At 35.0% G+C, this 17,257-nt stretch carries 14 protein-coding genes and 4 tRNA genes; all 18 read right to left on the bottom strand.

All coding sequences use genetic code 11. From position 1 onward, the window contains the following. Position 1: 1 nt before the first annotated feature. The 18 genes from rpoC to E0H99_RS05465 all read right to left on the bottom strand — a co-directional run bounded on the left by rpoC (position 2) and on the right by E0H99_RS05465 (position 17,171). Positions 2-4,315 (bottom strand): DNA-directed RNA polymerase subunit beta', encoded by a 4,314-nt coding sequence (gene rpoC, locus E0H99_RS05550; RefSeq protein WP_131992167.1) that lies wholly within the window; start codon positions 4,313-4,315, stop codon positions 2-4. A 302-nt stretch (positions 4,316-4,617) separates the two neighbouring features. Further along, positions 4,618-8,430 carry a DNA-directed RNA polymerase subunit beta gene (gene rpoB / locus E0H99_RS05545; protein ID WP_131992164.1) on the bottom strand — a complete coding sequence of 1,271 codons (3,813 nt, stop codon included), beginning with the start codon at positions 8,428-8,430 and terminating at the stop codon, positions 4,618-4,620. Positions 8,431-8,701: 271 nt separating this feature from the next. Next, complete coding sequence (gene rplL / locus E0H99_RS05540) at positions 8,702-9,070, bottom strand: 50S ribosomal protein L7/L12 (protein WP_131992161.1); 369 nt, start codon at positions 9,068-9,070, stop codon at positions 8,702-8,704. A gap of 92 nt (positions 9,071-9,162) precedes the next feature. Further along, positions 9,163-9,675 (bottom strand): 50S ribosomal protein L10, encoded by a 513-nt coding sequence (gene rplJ / locus E0H99_RS05535; protein ID WP_131992158.1) that lies wholly within the window; start codon positions 9,673-9,675, stop codon positions 9,163-9,165. 22 nt (positions 9,676-9,697) lie between these two features. After that, positions 9,698-10,387: a 50S ribosomal protein L1 gene (rplA, locus tag E0H99_RS05530; RefSeq protein ID WP_131992155.1), complete on the bottom strand. Its 690-nt coding sequence runs from the start codon at positions 10,385-10,387 to the stop codon at positions 9,698-9,700. 13 nt (positions 10,388-10,400) lie between these two features. After that, entirely contained in the window at positions 10,401-10,838 is a 438-nt protein-coding gene (rplK, locus tag E0H99_RS05525; RefSeq protein ID WP_131992152.1) for a 50S ribosomal protein L11, read from the bottom strand. A gap of 68 nt (positions 10,839-10,906) precedes the next feature. After that, positions 10,907-11,458 (bottom strand): transcription termination/antitermination protein NusG, encoded by a 552-nt coding sequence (nusG, locus tag E0H99_RS05520; RefSeq protein WP_131992149.1) that lies wholly within the window; start codon positions 11,456-11,458, stop codon positions 10,907-10,909. An 11-nt stretch (positions 11,459-11,469) separates the two neighbouring features. Continuing rightward, positions 11,470-11,667: a preprotein translocase subunit SecE gene (gene secE / locus E0H99_RS05515; RefSeq protein ID WP_039109059.1), complete on the bottom strand. Its 198-nt coding sequence runs from the start codon at positions 11,665-11,667 to the stop codon at positions 11,470-11,472. A gap of 17 nt (positions 11,668-11,684) precedes the next feature. Further along, positions 11,685-11,755 (bottom strand) — tRNA-Trp (locus E0H99_RS05510). A gap of 58 nt (positions 11,756-11,813) precedes the next feature. Continuing rightward, positions 11,814-13,001 carry an elongation factor Tu gene (gene tuf, locus E0H99_RS05505; RefSeq protein WP_131992146.1) on the bottom strand — a complete coding sequence of 396 codons (1,188 nt, stop codon included), beginning with the start codon at positions 12,999-13,001 and terminating at the stop codon, positions 11,814-11,816. Positions 13,002-13,056: 55 nt separating this feature from the next. Further along, positions 13,057-13,128 (bottom strand) — tRNA-Thr (locus E0H99_RS05500). Between the two features lie 100 nt (positions 13,129-13,228). Further along, positions 13,229-13,309: transfer RNA gene (locus E0H99_RS05495), tRNA-Tyr, on the bottom strand. Positions 13,310-13,342: 33 nt separating this feature from the next. Further along, positions 13,343-13,416 (bottom strand) — tRNA-Thr (locus E0H99_RS05490). A 91-nt stretch (positions 13,417-13,507) separates the two neighbouring features. Further along, the gene (gene hpf / locus E0H99_RS05485; protein WP_131992143.1) at positions 13,508-13,810 is read right to left on the bottom strand and encodes a ribosome hibernation-promoting factor, HPF/YfiA family; all 303 of its coding nucleotides are present in this window, start codon (positions 13,808-13,810) and stop codon (positions 13,508-13,510) included. A 35-nt stretch (positions 13,811-13,845) separates the two neighbouring features. After that, positions 13,846-14,742, bottom strand: a complete 897-nt coding sequence (locus E0H99_RS05480) for a tyrosine-type recombinase/integrase (RefSeq protein ID WP_131992140.1) — start codon at positions 14,740-14,742, stop codon at positions 13,846-13,848. A gap of 70 nt (positions 14,743-14,812) precedes the next feature. Continuing rightward, positions 14,813-15,007 (bottom strand): 30S ribosomal protein S21, encoded by a 195-nt coding sequence (gene rpsU / locus E0H99_RS05475; RefSeq protein ID WP_035670421.1) that lies wholly within the window; start codon positions 15,005-15,007, stop codon positions 14,813-14,815. Between the two features lie 238 nt (positions 15,008-15,245). Further along, positions 15,246-16,415: an acyl-CoA dehydrogenase family protein gene (locus E0H99_RS05470; RefSeq protein ID WP_131992137.1), complete on the bottom strand. Its 1,170-nt coding sequence runs from the start codon at positions 16,413-16,415 to the stop codon at positions 15,246-15,248. Between the two features lie 54 nt (positions 16,416-16,469). Then, positions 16,470-17,171, bottom strand: a complete 702-nt coding sequence (locus E0H99_RS05465) for a helix-hairpin-helix domain-containing protein (protein WP_317128648.1) — start codon at positions 17,169-17,171, stop codon at positions 16,470-16,472. Positions 17,172-17,257: the final 86 nt, after the last annotated feature.

The following is a 17,257-nucleotide window of genomic DNA, read 5'->3' as shown; positions in this document are numbered from 1 at the left end:
TTTAATAAATATATTCTTCTTTGTTAGCCATCATATCGTTATAATCTTCTTTTGAACCTACAATTGTATGATCATATTCTCTCATACCTGTTCCGGCAGGGATTCTATGTCCTACAATTACATTTTCTTTCAATCCTTCTAAGTAATCGATTTTACCTGCAACAGCAGCTTCGTTCAATACTTTAGTAGTTTCTTGGAAAGATGCAGCAGAAATAAACGATTTAGTTTGAAGCGATGCTCTTGTAATACCTTGTAAAACTGGTGTTGCTGTTGCAGTAACAACATCACGAGCTACAACAAGATTTTTATCTGTACGTTTCAAAAGAGAGTTTTCATCACGCAACTCACGAGGCGTAATAATTTGACCTTCTTTTAAAGCACTAGAATCTCCAGCATCTTCAACTACTTTCATACCATATAATTTATCATTTTGAACGATAAAGTCTTTAGTGTGAATCAATTGATCTTCTAAGAATAAAGTATCACCTGGATCTTGTACTCTTACTTTACGCATCATTTGACGTATGACTACTTCAAAGTGTTTGTCGTTGATTTTTACCCCTTGTAAACGGTATACTTCTTGAATTTCATTTACCAAATACTGTTGAACAGCTGCTGGTCCTTGAATTCTTAAAATATCATCCGGAGTAATTGCACCATCAGATAAAGGCACCCCTGCTCTTACGAAGTCATTTTCTTGAACTAGAATTTGGCTTGATAATTTAACCAAGTATTTTCTAACGTCACCAAATTTAGATTCGATAACAATCTCACGGTTACCTCTTTTGATTTTTCCAAAAGAAACAACACCATCGATTTCAGAAACAACAGCTGGGTTTGAAGGATTACGAGCCTCTAACAACTCTGTAATTCTAGGTAAACCTCCTGTAATATCTCCTGATTTAGAAGAACGACGCGGGATTTTTACCAATACTTTACCTGCTTTAATTTTCTCACCGTTTTCAACCATCAAGTGGGCTCCAACTGGTAAGTTATAAGAACGAATTAGTTCCCCTTCTTTACCGTAAACCAATAAAGTTGGAATTAATTTTTTAGCTCTAGATTCAGAAATTACTTTTTCTTGGAAACCAGTTTGCTCATCAATTTCAACCATGAATGATTGACCTTGCTCTAAATCTTCGTAAGCAATTTTACCGGTAAATTCAGAAACGATAACCCCATTATATGGATCCCATTTACAAATCACATCTCCTTTAGCGACAGATTGACCGTCTTTAACGAAAATACTTGAACCGTAAGGAATATTATTGGTACTTAACAAGATACCTGTTCTTTCATCAATTAATTTCAATTCAGTAGAACGAGATACAACAATATCAACTGCATTTCCTTCACTATCTTCACCTTTAACCGTTTTTAAATCTTCGATTTCAAGTTTACCATTAAATTTCGTAACGATGCTTGATTCTTCAGAAATACCACCCGCAACCCCACCAACGTGGAATGTACGTAATGTTAACTGTGTACCAGGCTCTCCAATAGATTGTGCTGCAATAACACCAACTGCTTCACCTCTTTGTGTCATTTTACCAGTAGCTAAATTTCTACCGTAACATTTTGCACAAATACCTTTTAACGCTTCACAAGTTAATGGTGAACGCACTTCCACTTTCTCGATTGGAGAAGCGTCAATTGCTTTCATTATAACTTCAGTGATTTGTTGTCCAGATTGAATTAAAACTTCATTGTTTAAAGGATTAATTACGTCTTGTAAAACAACACGTCCTAAAATTCTTTCTCCTAATGATTCAACAATTTCCTCATTTTTCTTCAATGCTGAAACTTCAACACCTCTAAGTGTACCACAATCTTCGATGTTAACAATAACATCTTGAGATACATCATGCAATCTTCTTGTTAAATATCCTGCATCGGCAGTTTTCAATGCCGTATCCGCAAGACCTTTACGCGCACCGTGAGTAGAAATAAAGTACTCAAGGATAGAAAGACCTTCTTTAAAGTTAGAAAGAATCGGGTTTTCAATAATCTCACCACCACCAGCAGTTGATTTTTTAGGCTTAGCCATCAAACCACGCATACCAGTTAACTGACGAATTTGTTCTTTGGAACCCCTTGCTCCAGAATCAAGCATCATATACACAGAGTTGAATCCTTGTTGGTCTTCTCTAATGTTTTTCATTGCTAACTCTGTAAGCTGTGCATTTGCTGAAGTCCATACATCAATAACTTGGTTGTAACGTTCGTTATTAGTGATAAGACCCATGTTATAATTAGCAGAAATACCTTGAACTTGTTCTCTGGCGTCAGCAATTAATTTAGGTTTTTGATCTGGAATTCTAATATCTCCAAGAGAGAATGACAATCCACCTTTGAAGGCAAATTTGTACCCCATGTCTTTCATGTTATCCAAGAAAGCCGCTGTTGTAGGTACATCAGTAGAACTTAAAACGTGTCCAATAATATCTCTAAGGTTTTTCTTAGTCAATACATCATTGATATATCCAGCTGCTTCCGGTACTACTTCATTAAATAATACACGACCCGCAGTAGTTTTTATGATTTGGTAAACCAAGTCACCTGCTTCATTAAAGTGTTTTGCTCTAATTTTCACAGAAGCATTCAATTCTAATCTACCTTCATTCAAAGCAATATTTACTTCTTCAGCAGAATAAAAAGTGATTCCTTCTCCTAAAATTTTAAGCTCAGGAGTTGACAAACGTTCTTTGGTCATATAGTATAGACCCAAAACCATATCCTGAGAAGGTACCGTTATTGGCGCACCATTTGCAGGATTCAGAATATTATGTGAACCCAACATTAATAGTTGTGCTTCCAAAATAGCTTCTGGACCTAACGGTAAGTGAACTGCCATTTGATCCCCATCAAAATCCGCATTAAATGCAGTACAAACTAAAGGGTGCAACTGGATTGCTTTTCCTTCAATTAATTTTGGTTGGAATGCTTGGATACCTAATCTATGCAAAGTAGGAGCACGATTCAGTAATATTGGGTGACCTTTGATTACATTTTCAAGGATATCCCAAACTACAGGCTCTTTCTTATCTATTATTTTCTTAGCTGATTTTACAGTTTTTACAATTCCTCTTTCTATCAATTTACGGATAACAAAAGGTTTGTATAATTCTGCTGCCATATCTTTTGGGATACCACATTCAGATAATTTCAATTCTGGTCCAACAACAATTACCGAACGAGCGGAATAATCCACACGTTTTCCAAGTAAATTTTGACGGAAACGTCCTTGTTTACCTTTAAGGGAATCAGATAATGATTTTAATGGTCTGTTTGATTCTGTTTTTACTGCAGAAGCTTTACGCGTATTATCGAAAAGTGAATCTACAGATTCCTGCAACATACGTTTTTCATTTCTCAAGATAACTTCAGGAGCTTTAATCTCCATCAATCTTTTCAAACGGTTGTTACGTATAATTACACGACGGTATAAATCATTTAAATCTGAAGTTGCAAAACGACCTCCATCAAGTGGCACAAGCGGACGTAATTCTGGTGGAATAACTGGTACGACTTTCATAATCATCCATTCTGGACGATTCTCACGGTTCAAGTTAGACTCACGGAAAGATTCAACAACTTGTAATCTTTTTAATGCTTCTGTTTTACGTTGTTTAGACGTTTCATTGTTAGCATTGTGTCTCAATTGGTAAGACAATGCGTCAAGATCAATTCTTGCTAATAAATCCATAATACACTCTGCTCCCATTTTGGCAACAAATTTATTAGGATCAAAATCATCAAGATACTGATTGTCAGCAGGAAGTGTATCTAAAATATTTAAATATTCTTCTTCTGTCAAAAAGTCTAGTCTTTGCAACGATTCACCTTCTGCATTTTTAGCGATACCAGCTTGGATTACTACGTATCTTTCGTAGTAAATAATCATATCTAATTTCTTAGATGGAAGACCAAGGATATAACCAATTTTGTTTGGAAGAGAACGGAAATACCAGATATGAGCAATTGGCACAACAAGATTGATGTGACCTACTCTGTCTCTACGTACTTTTTTCTCTGTTACTTCAACACCACAACGGTCACAGATGATTCCTTTGTAACGTATTCTTTTATACTTACCACAAGCACATTCAAAATCTTTTACTGGTCCGAAAATACGTTCGCAGAAAAGACCATCACGCTCTGGCTTGTGCGTTCTGTAGTTGATCGTTTCAGGCTTTAATACTTCACCTCTTGATTCTTTCAAGATCGATTCAGGAGAAGCAAGTCCTATTGAGATTTTATTAAACCTTTTTACAGGGTTTTTATCCTTATTGTTATTATTTCTATTATTCATCATAGTTTTTACTATTGATTTATTTGCAATTAAAAAATTAATTTTATTTCAGTCTTAAGTCAAATGTCATAAAGTTTTTAAAGCCACGGATGACTTTAGACTTTGGACTTTCAAACTTTCGACTTAAACACTACCTCGAATTACTTCTCTAAGCTTCAAATAAAATTTTTGAAGTGCTATTTATAAAACCGATTGGGTCTCCATAAAAAATCGGAACGGGTTACGGGTATAAATCCTAAAAACTTATATAAATGCCAAAGTAGAGACGTTGCAATACAACGTCTCTACCTGTGACAAATTATTATTTATTCTTCTAAACGAATGTCAAGTCCAAGACCTTTCAATTCATGCATTAATACATTGAATGATTCCGGTAATCCTGGTTCTGGCATAGATTCACCTTTAACGATTGCTTCGTAAGTTTTAGCTCTACCGATAACATCATCAGACTTCACAGTCAAGATTTCTCTAAGTGTACTTGATGCTCCATAAGCTTCAAGTGCCCAAACCTCCATCTCTCCAAAACGCTGACCTCCAAATTGAGCTTTACCTCCAAGTGGTTGTTGTGTAATCAACGAGTATGGACCTATAGAACGTGCGTGCATTTTATCGTCAACCATGTGTCCAAGTTTCAACATGTAGATAACTCCTACTGTTGCAGCTTGATGGAAACGTTCTCCTGTACCACCATCATATAAATGTGTATGTCCAAAACGTGGTATTCCAGCTTCGTCAGTCAATTCATTGATTTGGTCTAAAGTTGCTCCGTCAAAAATTGGTGTAGCAAATTTTCTACCCAAGTTTTGTCCAGCCCAACCAAGAACAGTTTCATAAATTTGACCAATATTCATACGTGAAGGTACTCCAAGTGGGTTCAACACGATATCAACTGGCGTTCCGTCTTCAAGGAAAGGCATATCTTCATGACGAACGATACGAGCAACAATACCTTTGTTACCGTGACGTCCCGCCATTTTATCCCCAACTTTCAGTTTACGTTTTTTGGCAATATATACTTTCGCTAATTTCAAGATTCCTGCTGGCAATTCATCTCCAACAGTAATAGTGAATTTCTCTCTACGTAATGCCCCTTGTAAATCGTTCAATTTAATTTTATAGTTATGAATTAAATCATTAACCATTTTATTAGTTGCATCATCTGCAACCCATTGACCTTTACTTAAGTGAGCAAAATCTTCCACTGCATAAAGCATTTTCTGAGTGTATTTTTTACCTTTTGGTAAAACTTCTTCACCCAAATCATTCATTACACCTTGAGATGTTTTTCCGTTTACGATCAAGAAAAGTTTTTCCACTAATTTGTCTTTTAATTCAACAAATTTAACTTCAAATTCCATTTCAAGTGCTCCTAAAGCATCCTTGTCCTGAGTACGTTTACGTTTATCTTTTACTGCTCTTGCGAACAATTTTTTATCTAAGACAACACCATGTAAAGAAGGAGACGCTTTCAATGAAGCATCTTTTACATCACCTGCTTTGTCCCCGAAGATTGCACGAAGCAATTTCTCTTCTGGAGTAGGATCTGATTCTCCTTTTGGAGTAATTTTTCCGATAAGAATGTCGCCAGGTTTAACCTCGGCTCCAATTCTGATCATACCATTTTCATCTAAATCTTTAGTAGCTTCTTCAGAAACGTTTGGAATATCGTTCGTCAATTCTTCGTTACCTAATTTAGTATCTCTAACTTCTAATGAATAATCATCAACGTGAATAGAGGTAAAAATATCGTCACGAACTACTTTTTCAGAAATTACAATCGCATCCTCGAAGTTGTATCCTTTCCATGGCATAAATGCAACTTTTAGGTTACGACCTAAAGCTAATTCACCATTTTGAGTCGCATACCCTTCAGATAATACTTGTCCAGGAACCACTCTATCCCCTTTTCTTACGATAGGTTTAAGGTTGATACTTGTACCTTGATTGGTTTTTCTAAATTTAATTAGATTGTATGTTTTTTCATCTGGCTCAAAACTCACCATTCTTTCTTCCTCAGAACGATCGTATTTGATAGTGATGATATTTGCATCTACATATTCTATAACTCCATCTCCTTCAGCATTAATCAATACTCTGGAATCAGAAGCAACTTGACGCTCTAAACCAGTTCCAACAATTGGAGCTTCAGGACGAATTAATGGTACGGCCTGACGCATCATGTTAGATCCCATCAAGGCTCTATTCGCATCATCATGTTCTAAGAAAGGAATCAAAGAAGCGGAGATAGAAGCAATTTGATTTGGAGCTACATCCGTATAATCAACTCGCGTTGGTTCAATAACCGGGAAATCACCTTCTTGACGTGCAATTACGTCTTCGGCAGTTATTTTTCCTGTAGCATCCATTTGAATGTTTGCCTGAGCAATCATCATTCCTTCTTCTTCTTCAGCGCTTAAGTATACCGGAGTAGAAACTAAATCTACAGTTCCGTTAGTTACTTTACGGTAAGGTGTCTCAATGAAACCCATTCCGTTTACTTTAGCATAAACACCAAGAGAAGATATCAAACCAATGTTTGGTCCCTCTGGAGTTTCAATTGGACATAAACGTCCGTAATGCGTATAGTGAACGTCACGTACCTCAAAACCTGCTCTCTCTCTCGAAAGTCCACCTGGTCCTAGTGCAGATAATCTTCTCTTGTGCGTAATCTCGGCAAGTGGATTCGTTTGATCCATAAACTGAGACAACTGGTTCGTTCCAAAGAAAGAGTTGATAACAGAAGATAATGTTTTAGCATTAATCAAATCTATTGGTGTAAACACCTCGTTATCTCTAACGTTCATTCTCTCACGGATAGTTCTAGCCATACGCGCTAAACCAACACCAAATTGTTGAGACAATTGTTCTCCAACTGTTCTAACACGACGGTTTGATAAGTGATCAATATCATCAATCTCTGCTTTAGAGTTGATCAATTCGATCAAATATTTCACAATAGTTATGATATCTTCTTTGGTCAAGACTTGCTTTTCCATTGGAGTATCTAAACCTAATTTTTTATTTATTCTATAACGACCTACTTCACCTAAGTTGTAACGTTGGTCAGAAAAGAACAATTTATCAATAATACCACGAGCCGTTTCTTCATCAGGCGGTTCAGCGTTACGTAATTGTCTGTAGATATGTTCAACAGCCTCTTTTTCAGAGTTAGTTGGATCTTTTTGCAATGTATTATGAATGATAGCATAATCGCCTTGATTAGCATCTTCTTTGTGCAACAAAATAGATTTAACGTTAGAATCAATGATTTCTTCCACATTATCTTTGTCGATAATAGTATCTCTATCAAGGATTATTTCGTTACGTTCGATAGAAACTACTTCACCAGTGTCTTCATCTACGAAATCTTCGTGCCATGTATTCAATACACGGGCAGCTAATTTTCTACCGATATATTTTTTTAGACCTGTTTTAGAAACCTTAATTTCTTCCGCAAGATCAAAAATTTCTAGAATATCTTTATCTCTTTCAAAACCAATTGCTCTAAAAAGAGTGGTAACTGGTAATTTTTTCTTTCTGTCGATATAAGCGTACATTACACTATTAATATCTGTAGAAAATTCTATCCAAGAACCTTTAAAAGGAATTACTCTCGCAGAATATAATTTTGTACCATTTGCATGGAATGATTGACCAAAGAAAACACCTGGAGATCTGTGTAATTGAGAAACAACTACACGCTCAGCACCATTAATAACAAAGGTACCGCTCGGTGTCATATACGGAATTGTACCAAGATAAACATCTTGAACAATCGTTTCAAAATCTTCATGTTCTGGATCTGTACAATATAGTTTTAACCTTGCTTTTAAAGGCACACTATAGGTAAGACCTCTTTCTATACATTCTTGAATTGTATAACGTGGTGGATCTACAAAATAATCAAGAAATTCTAATACAAAGTTATTTCTTGTATCAGTAATTGGGAAGTTTTCCATGAAGGTATTGTAAAGCCCTTCGTCGCCTCTTTCGTCAGATTTAGTTTCTAATTGAAAAAAATCTTTAAACGATTTAACCTGAACATCTAGAAAATCTGGATAATCAGGAATATTTTTTGTAGAGGCAAAATTCAATCTTTCGGTCTGATTTGTTATCATCAATGGACAAAATTTTGATTAAAAAAGTAATTTTTTTGTACAAATATTGATCTATTTATACTTTTCTTTTACAACCATTACATCTTTAAAAACCAATTTAAGATAACTACTTTCTTATTATCTGTTAATTTTTTTTCCTCGTAATGGGTAAAATGAATTTGTTTTCAAAGACTATTATGTAATTATACAAGGTAGACTTTTGTTATACGAAAAATGGTTTAGGTCATTGGGAAACCCAAGACCTAAACCTAATTCTTTAAACTGAGTTTAACTATTTAAGCTCAACAACAGCTCCAGCTTCTTCTAAAGATTTTTTAAGCCCTTCAGCTTCTTCTTTAGTTACACCTTCTTTAACGTTACTTGGAGCGCTATCAACTACATCTTTAGCTTCTTTCAAACCTAAACCTGTAAGTTCTTTAACTAATTTTACAACTGCTAATTTAGAAGAACCAGCTTCTTTCAATACAACTGTAAATTCAGTTTGAGCTTCTTCAGCAGCAGCTTCTCCACCACCTGAAACTACTACAGCTGCAGCAGCTGGTTCGATTCCGTACTCATCTTTTAATATTGTTGCTAATTCGTTAACTTCTTTTACTGTTAGGTTAACTAATTGTTCTGCGAATTGTTTCAAATCTGCCATTTTTTCTATCGTTTTTAAAATGATTTGTAAAAATATAATTTATTTATTGTGCGCTTTTTAAAATAAAACTTAGACTATTAAAGTCGGTTTTATTATGCTTCTACTTCTTCTGTAGCCTCTTCGCTTTTTGCGAATTGGTTTTGAAGAGCAGAAATAACTCTTTGAGCTGGTGATTGAAGCAATCCAATGATTTCGCCGATAAGCTCTTCTTTAGATTTAATAGTTGCTAATGCATCTAATTGATCATCTCCAATATAAATTTCAGAGTTAATATAAGCTCCCTTTAATACAGGTTTAGCTGATTTTTTTCTGAAATCTTTAATTATTTTTCCAGGTGCATTTGCAACGTCTGAAATAAATATAGCGCTGTTACCTGTCAATACAGATGGTAAATCACCATAATCATTAGCAGAAGCTTCCATTGCTTTTGCAAGCAAAGTATTTTTTACAACCTCTAATTTTATACCTGCTTTAAAACAAGCTCTTCTCAAGCTTGAAGTCGTTTCTGCATTAAGTCCAGAAATATCAGATACATAAATGATATTTGTACCAGCTAACTGTGCAGTTAATTCTTCAATCGCGATTGATTTTTCTTCTCTAGTCATACTAAAAATTATTAACTACCAATTATACTGCTTTTGGGTCCAATGCAATTGCAGGACTCATAGTGCTTGTAAGGTGAATCCCTTTAATATAGGTACCTTTAGCAGCAGTTGGTTTAAGTTTGATTAATGTTTGAATAATTTCGTGTGCATTGTCATAAATTTGCTCAGCTCCAAAAGAAACTTTACCAATTCCTGCATGTACAATACCAGTTTTATCAACTTTAAAGTCAATTTTACCAGCTTTAACCTCTGCAACAGCTTTAGCAACATCCATAGTTACAGTACCTGTTTTAGGGTTTGGCATCAAACCTCTAGGTCCTAATATACGACCTAATGGACCTAATTTACCCATTACAGCAGGCATAGTGATGATAACATCAACATCTGTCCAACCGTCTTTAATTTTTTGAAGGTAATCATCAAGACCAACATAGTCTGCACCAGCTGCCAAAGCTTCCGCTTCTTTATCTGGAGTAACTAATGCTAATACTTTAACATCTTTACCAGTTCCATGAGGTAATGTTACCACACCTCTTACCATTTGATTCGCTTTTCTTGGATCTACACCCAATCGAACTGCGATATCAACAGACTCATCAAATTTTGCAGAAGCTAAAACTTTTATTAATGCCGCAGCATCTTTAAGAGAATATAGTTTGTTCTTTTCAATTTTTGAAGCAGCCTCTTTTTGCTTTTTTGTCAATTTTGCCATGTCTTTCTCTTAATTAAAAAGGAGAATCTCCTGATACAGTTATACCCATAGATCTAGCTGTTCCAGCAATCATGCTCATAGCAGATTCGATTGTGAATGCATTTAGATCTACCATTTTGTCGTCGGCGATTGTTCTAATAACATCCCAAGTAACGCTAGCTACTTTTTTACGATTTGGTTCACCAGATCCGGACTTTAGCTTTGCAGCTTCCAATAACTGGACTGCCGCTGGAGGAGTTTTTACAACAAAATCAAATGATTTGTCTTTATACACAGTAATTTGTACTGGGCATATTTTGCCGGGTTTATCTTGAGTTCTAGCATTAAATTGCTTACAGAACTCCATGATGTTTACCCCAGCAGCTCCTAAAGCAGGTCCAACCGGTGGCGACGGGTTCGCAGCACCTCCCTTAACTTGTAGTTTAACTACCTTACTAATTTCTTTAGCCATTTTTTAAAAAATTTAACACCACAATCATTGGAAGCGATTGTAATGGATATTATAGATGTAACAAAAAATTATACTTTTTCAACTTGCATAAAACTCAATTCTAATGGTGTTTTTCTTCCGAAAATCTTAACCATCACTTCCAGTTTACGCTTTTCTTCATTAATTTTTTCAACAGTACCGTTAAAACCATTAAAAGGTCCATCAACAACCTTAATAGTCTCACCGATGTTAAAAGGAATAGAACGAGTATCTGTATTCACAGCTAACTCATCTACCTTACCTAACATTCTGTTTACTTCTGAAATTCTCAATGGCACAGGCTCTCCACCTTTGATTTCACCTAGAAAACCAATAACACTTGTTATAGACTTAATAATATGAGGTATCTCACCAATAAGATTAGCTTCAATCACAACATAACCAGGAAAATAAACTTTGTCTTTGATTATTTTTTTTCCCTCTTTTACTGTCACTACTTTTTCAGTAGGCACTAAAACTTGCGAAACATAATCACCCATTCCTAGTCGCGCAATTTCGGTTTCAATATAAGCTTTCACTTTATTTTCTTGTCCGCTTACCGCTCTAACGACATACCACTTCTTAATATTATTATCTGCCATAACAAAAAAAATTATGCTTTTATCCAGTTAAAAAATCCAGCCAAAGCTTTTGCGAAAATTTCATCCACTCCCCAAGTTGCCAAAGCGAATAATACTGAAAAAACAGCAACAACAATCGTTAGACGTTGTACCTCAGCCCAAGCTGGCCAAGTAACATTTGACTTTAATTCCTCAAATGCTTCTGATATGTAATTAACAACTTTTGTCATTATGATTTATTTTTTTGCACGGGCGGAGGGATTCGAACCCCCATCAACGGTTTTGGAGACCGCTATTCTACCCTTGAACTACGCCCGTAGAATAAAAAATAGTGTCATCGTTAAACGACACTATTTTTTGAATTTATTTTAGTAGATTATCCTACAATTTCAGTTACTTGACCAGCACCTACTGTTCTACCACCTTCACGGATAGCGAAACGTAAACCAACGCTCATTGCGATTGGGCTTAACAAAGCAACATTGATAGTTAAGTTGTCTCCTGGCATTACCATCTCTACACCTTCTGGTAAAGTAATAACTCCTGTTACGTCAGTTGTACGTACGTAAAACTGTGGACGGTAGTTATTATGGAATGGTGTGTGACGACCACCTTCTTCTTTTTTCAAGATATAAACCTCTGCTTTGAAAGTAGCGTGTGGTTTAACTGAACCTGGCTTAATGATAACCATTCCTCTTTTGATAGATTCTTTATCAACACCACGCAACAATAAACCTACGTTATCTCCTGCTTCACCTCTATCAAGGATTTTACGGAACATTTCAACTCCTGTAATAGTAGAAGTCAATTTTTCAGCTCCCATACCAATGATTTCAACAGCATCTCCTGTATTAGCAATACCAGTTTCGATACGACCTGTAGCAACAGTTCCACGACCAGTAATTGTAAATACATCTTCAACTGGCATCAAAAATGGTTTTGCAGTATCACGAATTGGTTCTTCAATCCATGAATCACAAGCAGCCATTAATTCAATAATTTTTGGTACCCAAGCTGGATCATTATTCAATCCTCCAAGAGCAGACCCTTGAATAACTGGACAATTATCTCCATCATATTCATAGAAAGACAATAAGTCTCTAATTTCCATTTCAACAAGTTCCAATAATTCCTCATCATCAACCATATCCACTTTGTTCATGAATACTACCATTCTAGGAATACCTACTTGGCGACCTAAAAGGATATGCTCACGAGTTTGTGGCATTGGTCCGTCTGTAGCAGCTACAACAAGGATAGCACCGTCCATTTGAGCAGCACCAGTAACCATGTTTTTTACGTAATCCGCGTGACCTGGACAGTCAACGTGTGCGTAATGACGGTTAGCAGTTTCGTACTCAACGTGAGATGTATTAATTGTAATACCTCTTTCTTTTTCTTCAGGAGCATTATCAATTTGATCAAATGATTTTGCTTGACAGTAACCTGCATCAGATAACACTTTTGTGATTGCTGCAGTTAATGTAGTTTTTCCGTGATCCACGTGCCCAATTGTACCAATGTTTAAGTGGGGCTTGTTACGGTTAAAGGTTTCTTTTGCCATTTTACTTAATTTTTAATCTAGTTTATATATTTATTTCAATTTCTTACTAATCTTGAGCCAACTACGGGAATTGAACCCGTGACCTCTTCCTTACCAAGGAAGCACTCTACCTCTGAGCTAAGTCGGCAGAATCCTTGATTTTAGTCCCGATAGCTATCCGGATAGACTTCTAATTTTAGACTTTTCAAATCTACAATCTGAAATTCACAATCTAAAATTCATCCTTGTGGGGAGAGCAGGATTCGAACCTGCGAAGTTCACACAGCAGATTTACAGTCTGCCCTCGTTGGCCGCTTGAGTATCTCCCCTACTTTTTCTATTATCAAACCTTTACAGCTTTGAGCCGGCGGAGGGACTCGAACCCACGACCTGCTGATTACAAATCAGCTGCTCTAGCCAACTGAGCTACGCTGGCAATATCTATAAAAAAAGTCCGCTATTTCTAACGGACTGCAAATGTATAGATTTTATCTCTCAATCAAAACATTTTTTAAAAAAAATTCATATTAAATGTGAGAACTTATTTTTTCTTTCCTTTTAACCAACATTCTCTGTAAGGATTCCGCCGAAAGCTCAACCGCTTCTTCAAAAGTTTTGCATTGCTTTTTTACCAAAAAATCATCTCCCGGAACATTGATTTTTACCTCGGCAATTTTATTTTCTTTGTCACTTGTCTTTTCAACTTTCAAAAAAACATCCGCTGATACTACTTTGTCATAATACTTTTCCAACTTGTCCATTCTTTCTTGAACAAAATCCACTAGCTTTTTGTCAACAGTAAAGTTAACTGCATGAACACTTACCTTCATAATCATTTTTTTTAATAGTTAAACATTTCTCAAAATTACTTCTGACCCCGTGGGTGCGCCTCTTTATATACGCTTTTCAGTTCTGACAAACTACTGTGCGTATATATTTGCGTCGACGCCAGACTAGAATGCCCTAATAATTCTTTGACTGAATTTAAATCCGCTCCATTATTTAACAAATGCGTTGCAAAAGTATGTCTCAATATATGGGGGCTCTTTTTTACTTTTTCGGAGACAGTACTAAAGTAAGAATTTATTAATCGATACACAAAGGAATCATTTAATTTTAACCCTTTTTTTGTGAGAAATAAATAATCATGATCCACAATAGATAACAAACCCTCTCGCCCTCCTAAGTACAAAGTGAACTGTTCTTTTATTATTGGCAAAACAGGAAGTATACGCTCTTTATTTCGCTTTCCCAACACTTTGATTGCACTGCCGGACAAATCAACATTCGCTATTTTTAAACTTATTAATTCCGCTCTCCTCATCCCTGTAGTGTAAAGCAAATCAATTATGAGCTTATTTCTAATCTCCTCAAATCCTATCGCACCTTGCATTACACCTAAAACATCAGCAACCTCCTTTTCAGAAAAAGGAATCTGCAACAACTTCGGAGTCTTTAAGGCTTTGTGTTTTAACAACGGACTCGCTTCTATTTGCTTTGTTTTTAACAAAAACCTATAAAATGCTTTTAAGGACGCCATTTTTCTATTAACTGAGGCATTTGATATGTCATTATCAACAAGAGAGACAATCCAAGCTCTAATTTGACCATAATTGACTTGCTCTAGATTCTCTTGATAGAAATGAATAGTATTGAATGATTCAAAAGAAGTAATATCATTACAATACGCCGTAACGGTATGTGAAGAGTATTTTTTCTCCAACTGTAGATAATCTCGAAATGCATCTTTATTAGTAGCCATAAAAAAACCGTTAGCATCAAAGTTATAAAACTTTTAATGACTAACGGTAATTTATTCTAATAGATATTGACTAACTCTCTAAGTTATCTCTCATATTTTGGATATAAGCCGCTTTTTGAATTTTGATTCTATTGGTAACTGAAGGCTTAATAAAAGCAGTACGTGCTCTTAGTTGACGAACAGTTCCTGTTTTATCAAATTTTCTTTTGTAACGTTTTAACGCTCTATCGATATTTTCTCCGTCTTTAATTGGTATAATTAACATAATATAGACACCCCCTTTCTTTAAGTGTGCAAAAGTATGTATTAATTACGAGTTACGAGTTATAAATTACGAATTATTTTTTAATTAGATTTTTAGACTATTCGATCTTTAGATTGTTAGACTAATGAATTATTTGTAATACAAAGACGTTTTTTAGTTGTTATAATAGCTAAAAAAAGCCAAGTCACACTACTTGTTTCTTGGCTCAATATTCTATTCTCTATATTCTAAAAAGTTATTATTTCACAGCTGGCTTATAATTTTGTTTGTCAATTATCATTTTCGATAAAATCTCCTTAAGGATTTCTGAAGTTCCACCTCCTATTGGCCCCAAACGACTATCTCTAAATAAACGTGCTAATGGATAATCTTCCATGTAGCCATAACCTCCCAACATTTGCAAACAACTATAAATTGTTTCATCAGCCACTTTTGTAGATTTTAATTTGGCCATAGTAGCCTCCTTAACCACATATTCTCCTTTGTCTAATCGGGCTACGGCAGCATAATTAAACACTTTACAATGCTCAACATCTGTTGCGTGCTCTACTAATGTATGTCTTAACGCCTGAAACTTATCTATTGTTCTCCCAAATGCTTCTCGTTGTGACATGTATTCGATTGTATACTCAATTGCATATTCAGCTCTTGCATGAGCATTTATAGCCATAATCAAACGCTCTAAGGCAAAATGTTGCATAATATAAGGGAATCCTTTCCCTTCTTCACCCATTAAATTTTCTACAGGAATTTCTACATCATCAAATGCAATTTCTGCTGTATCTGAAGCTCTCCAACCTAATTTATCAAGTTTTGTAGTGGAAATTCCTTTAAGGTTACTATCCATCAAAAACATACTTATTCCTTTGTTTCCAAGTTCTGGACTTGTTTTCGCAGCAACTACATAATAATCGCCATAAATGCCGTTAGTTATGAATGTTTTAGAACCATTAATAATATATTTATCTCCTTTTTTTATAGCTGTAGTACGCATACCTGCAACATCACTTCCACCAAAAGGCTCTGTAATACACAAAGCTCCTATTTTATCACCAGAAATACTCGGTGCCAAATATTCTTGTTTAATTCGCTCATCGCCTTCCGCATTTAAATGTGTCATTGCTAAATAAGAATGCGCCCACATAGCAGCTGCAAAACCAGATGATTTTATTTTTTGAAGTTCTTCTAAAAAAATAACTGTGTAAAATAAATCTAAATTCAATCCGCCATAAGCCTCAGGATATCGTATTCCGAAAAAGCCCATTTCTCCAAATTTTTTCCATATAAAACGCTCAATTGTACCAGTTTTCTCCCATTTTTCAATATGAGGCACAACTTCTTTTTGTAAAAAATCTTGCAAACTTGCTCTAAATAATTGATGTTCTTCTGTGAAATATATTGAATTCATATAATTAATTAATTTTTTTATTAATTTTTAATAAACTGAAAGGTGTCCTTCAAATTAAAAGTCCAAATATAAGCCAATTATATTTGCTTTATCAACAGGAAATCCCTTAATTTTTGTTAAATCCTCAATATTGTTAATGTTTCCCCGCATACTTCTATAAGTCACAATTTCTTTTGCCAAAGCATATCTGAAATAATAAAACTGGGAAAGCTCTTTTAAAGAAGCATTATTAATCTCAATTTTCTTAAAATTCGGAAGTACCGAAACTTTAAAATGAGTATTCAAATTCTCAATCACTTCGGGCGATAATCCCCAAACATCTTTCATTTGTTCCATGGAAACAAATCCGCCTAAACTTTCTTTTTGTTTCAAAATTCGCAAAGAAATTGCCTCACCTATTCCGTAAATTTTTATCAAATCCTCCTTGGATGCCTGATTGATGTCGATTAAAGCAATTTTTTCTTTTTTGGCGAAAGCCTGATTTGGATACTTTTTAAATTCTTTATATTCTTTCTTATTATTTACCCAATCCGGAAATTTAAAATAAGGAGCTATCACGTTTAACAATGAATCCGAAATTTTAGTCACGTTTTGAAACTCCTTAGGTGAATTAACGTATTTATTTTCATTTCTAAAAGCGAACAAGCGGTCAATTTCCTCCACTGACATTCCTAACTTATATCCCTTATAATCGGTTATGAAATTAGGATTAAAAAGATATATTTTAGGTGACTTCCTATTATCATCTATTTTCATGGAGTCAACTTTAGACTGAAGGGAAAGCCATTTTTGTCTATCAGGATACTCTTTTATTACTGCATTAAAGTCAACAAAAAAATAAA

Origin of the sequence: Flavobacterium sp. GT3P67, assembly GCF_004349155.1 — a bacterium.
In the GTDB taxonomy this organism is placed as follows: domain Bacteria; phylum Bacteroidota; class Bacteroidia; order Flavobacteriales; family Flavobacteriaceae; genus Flavobacterium; species Flavobacterium ranwuense.
This window is presented reverse-complemented; position numbering and strand designations above follow the sequence as displayed.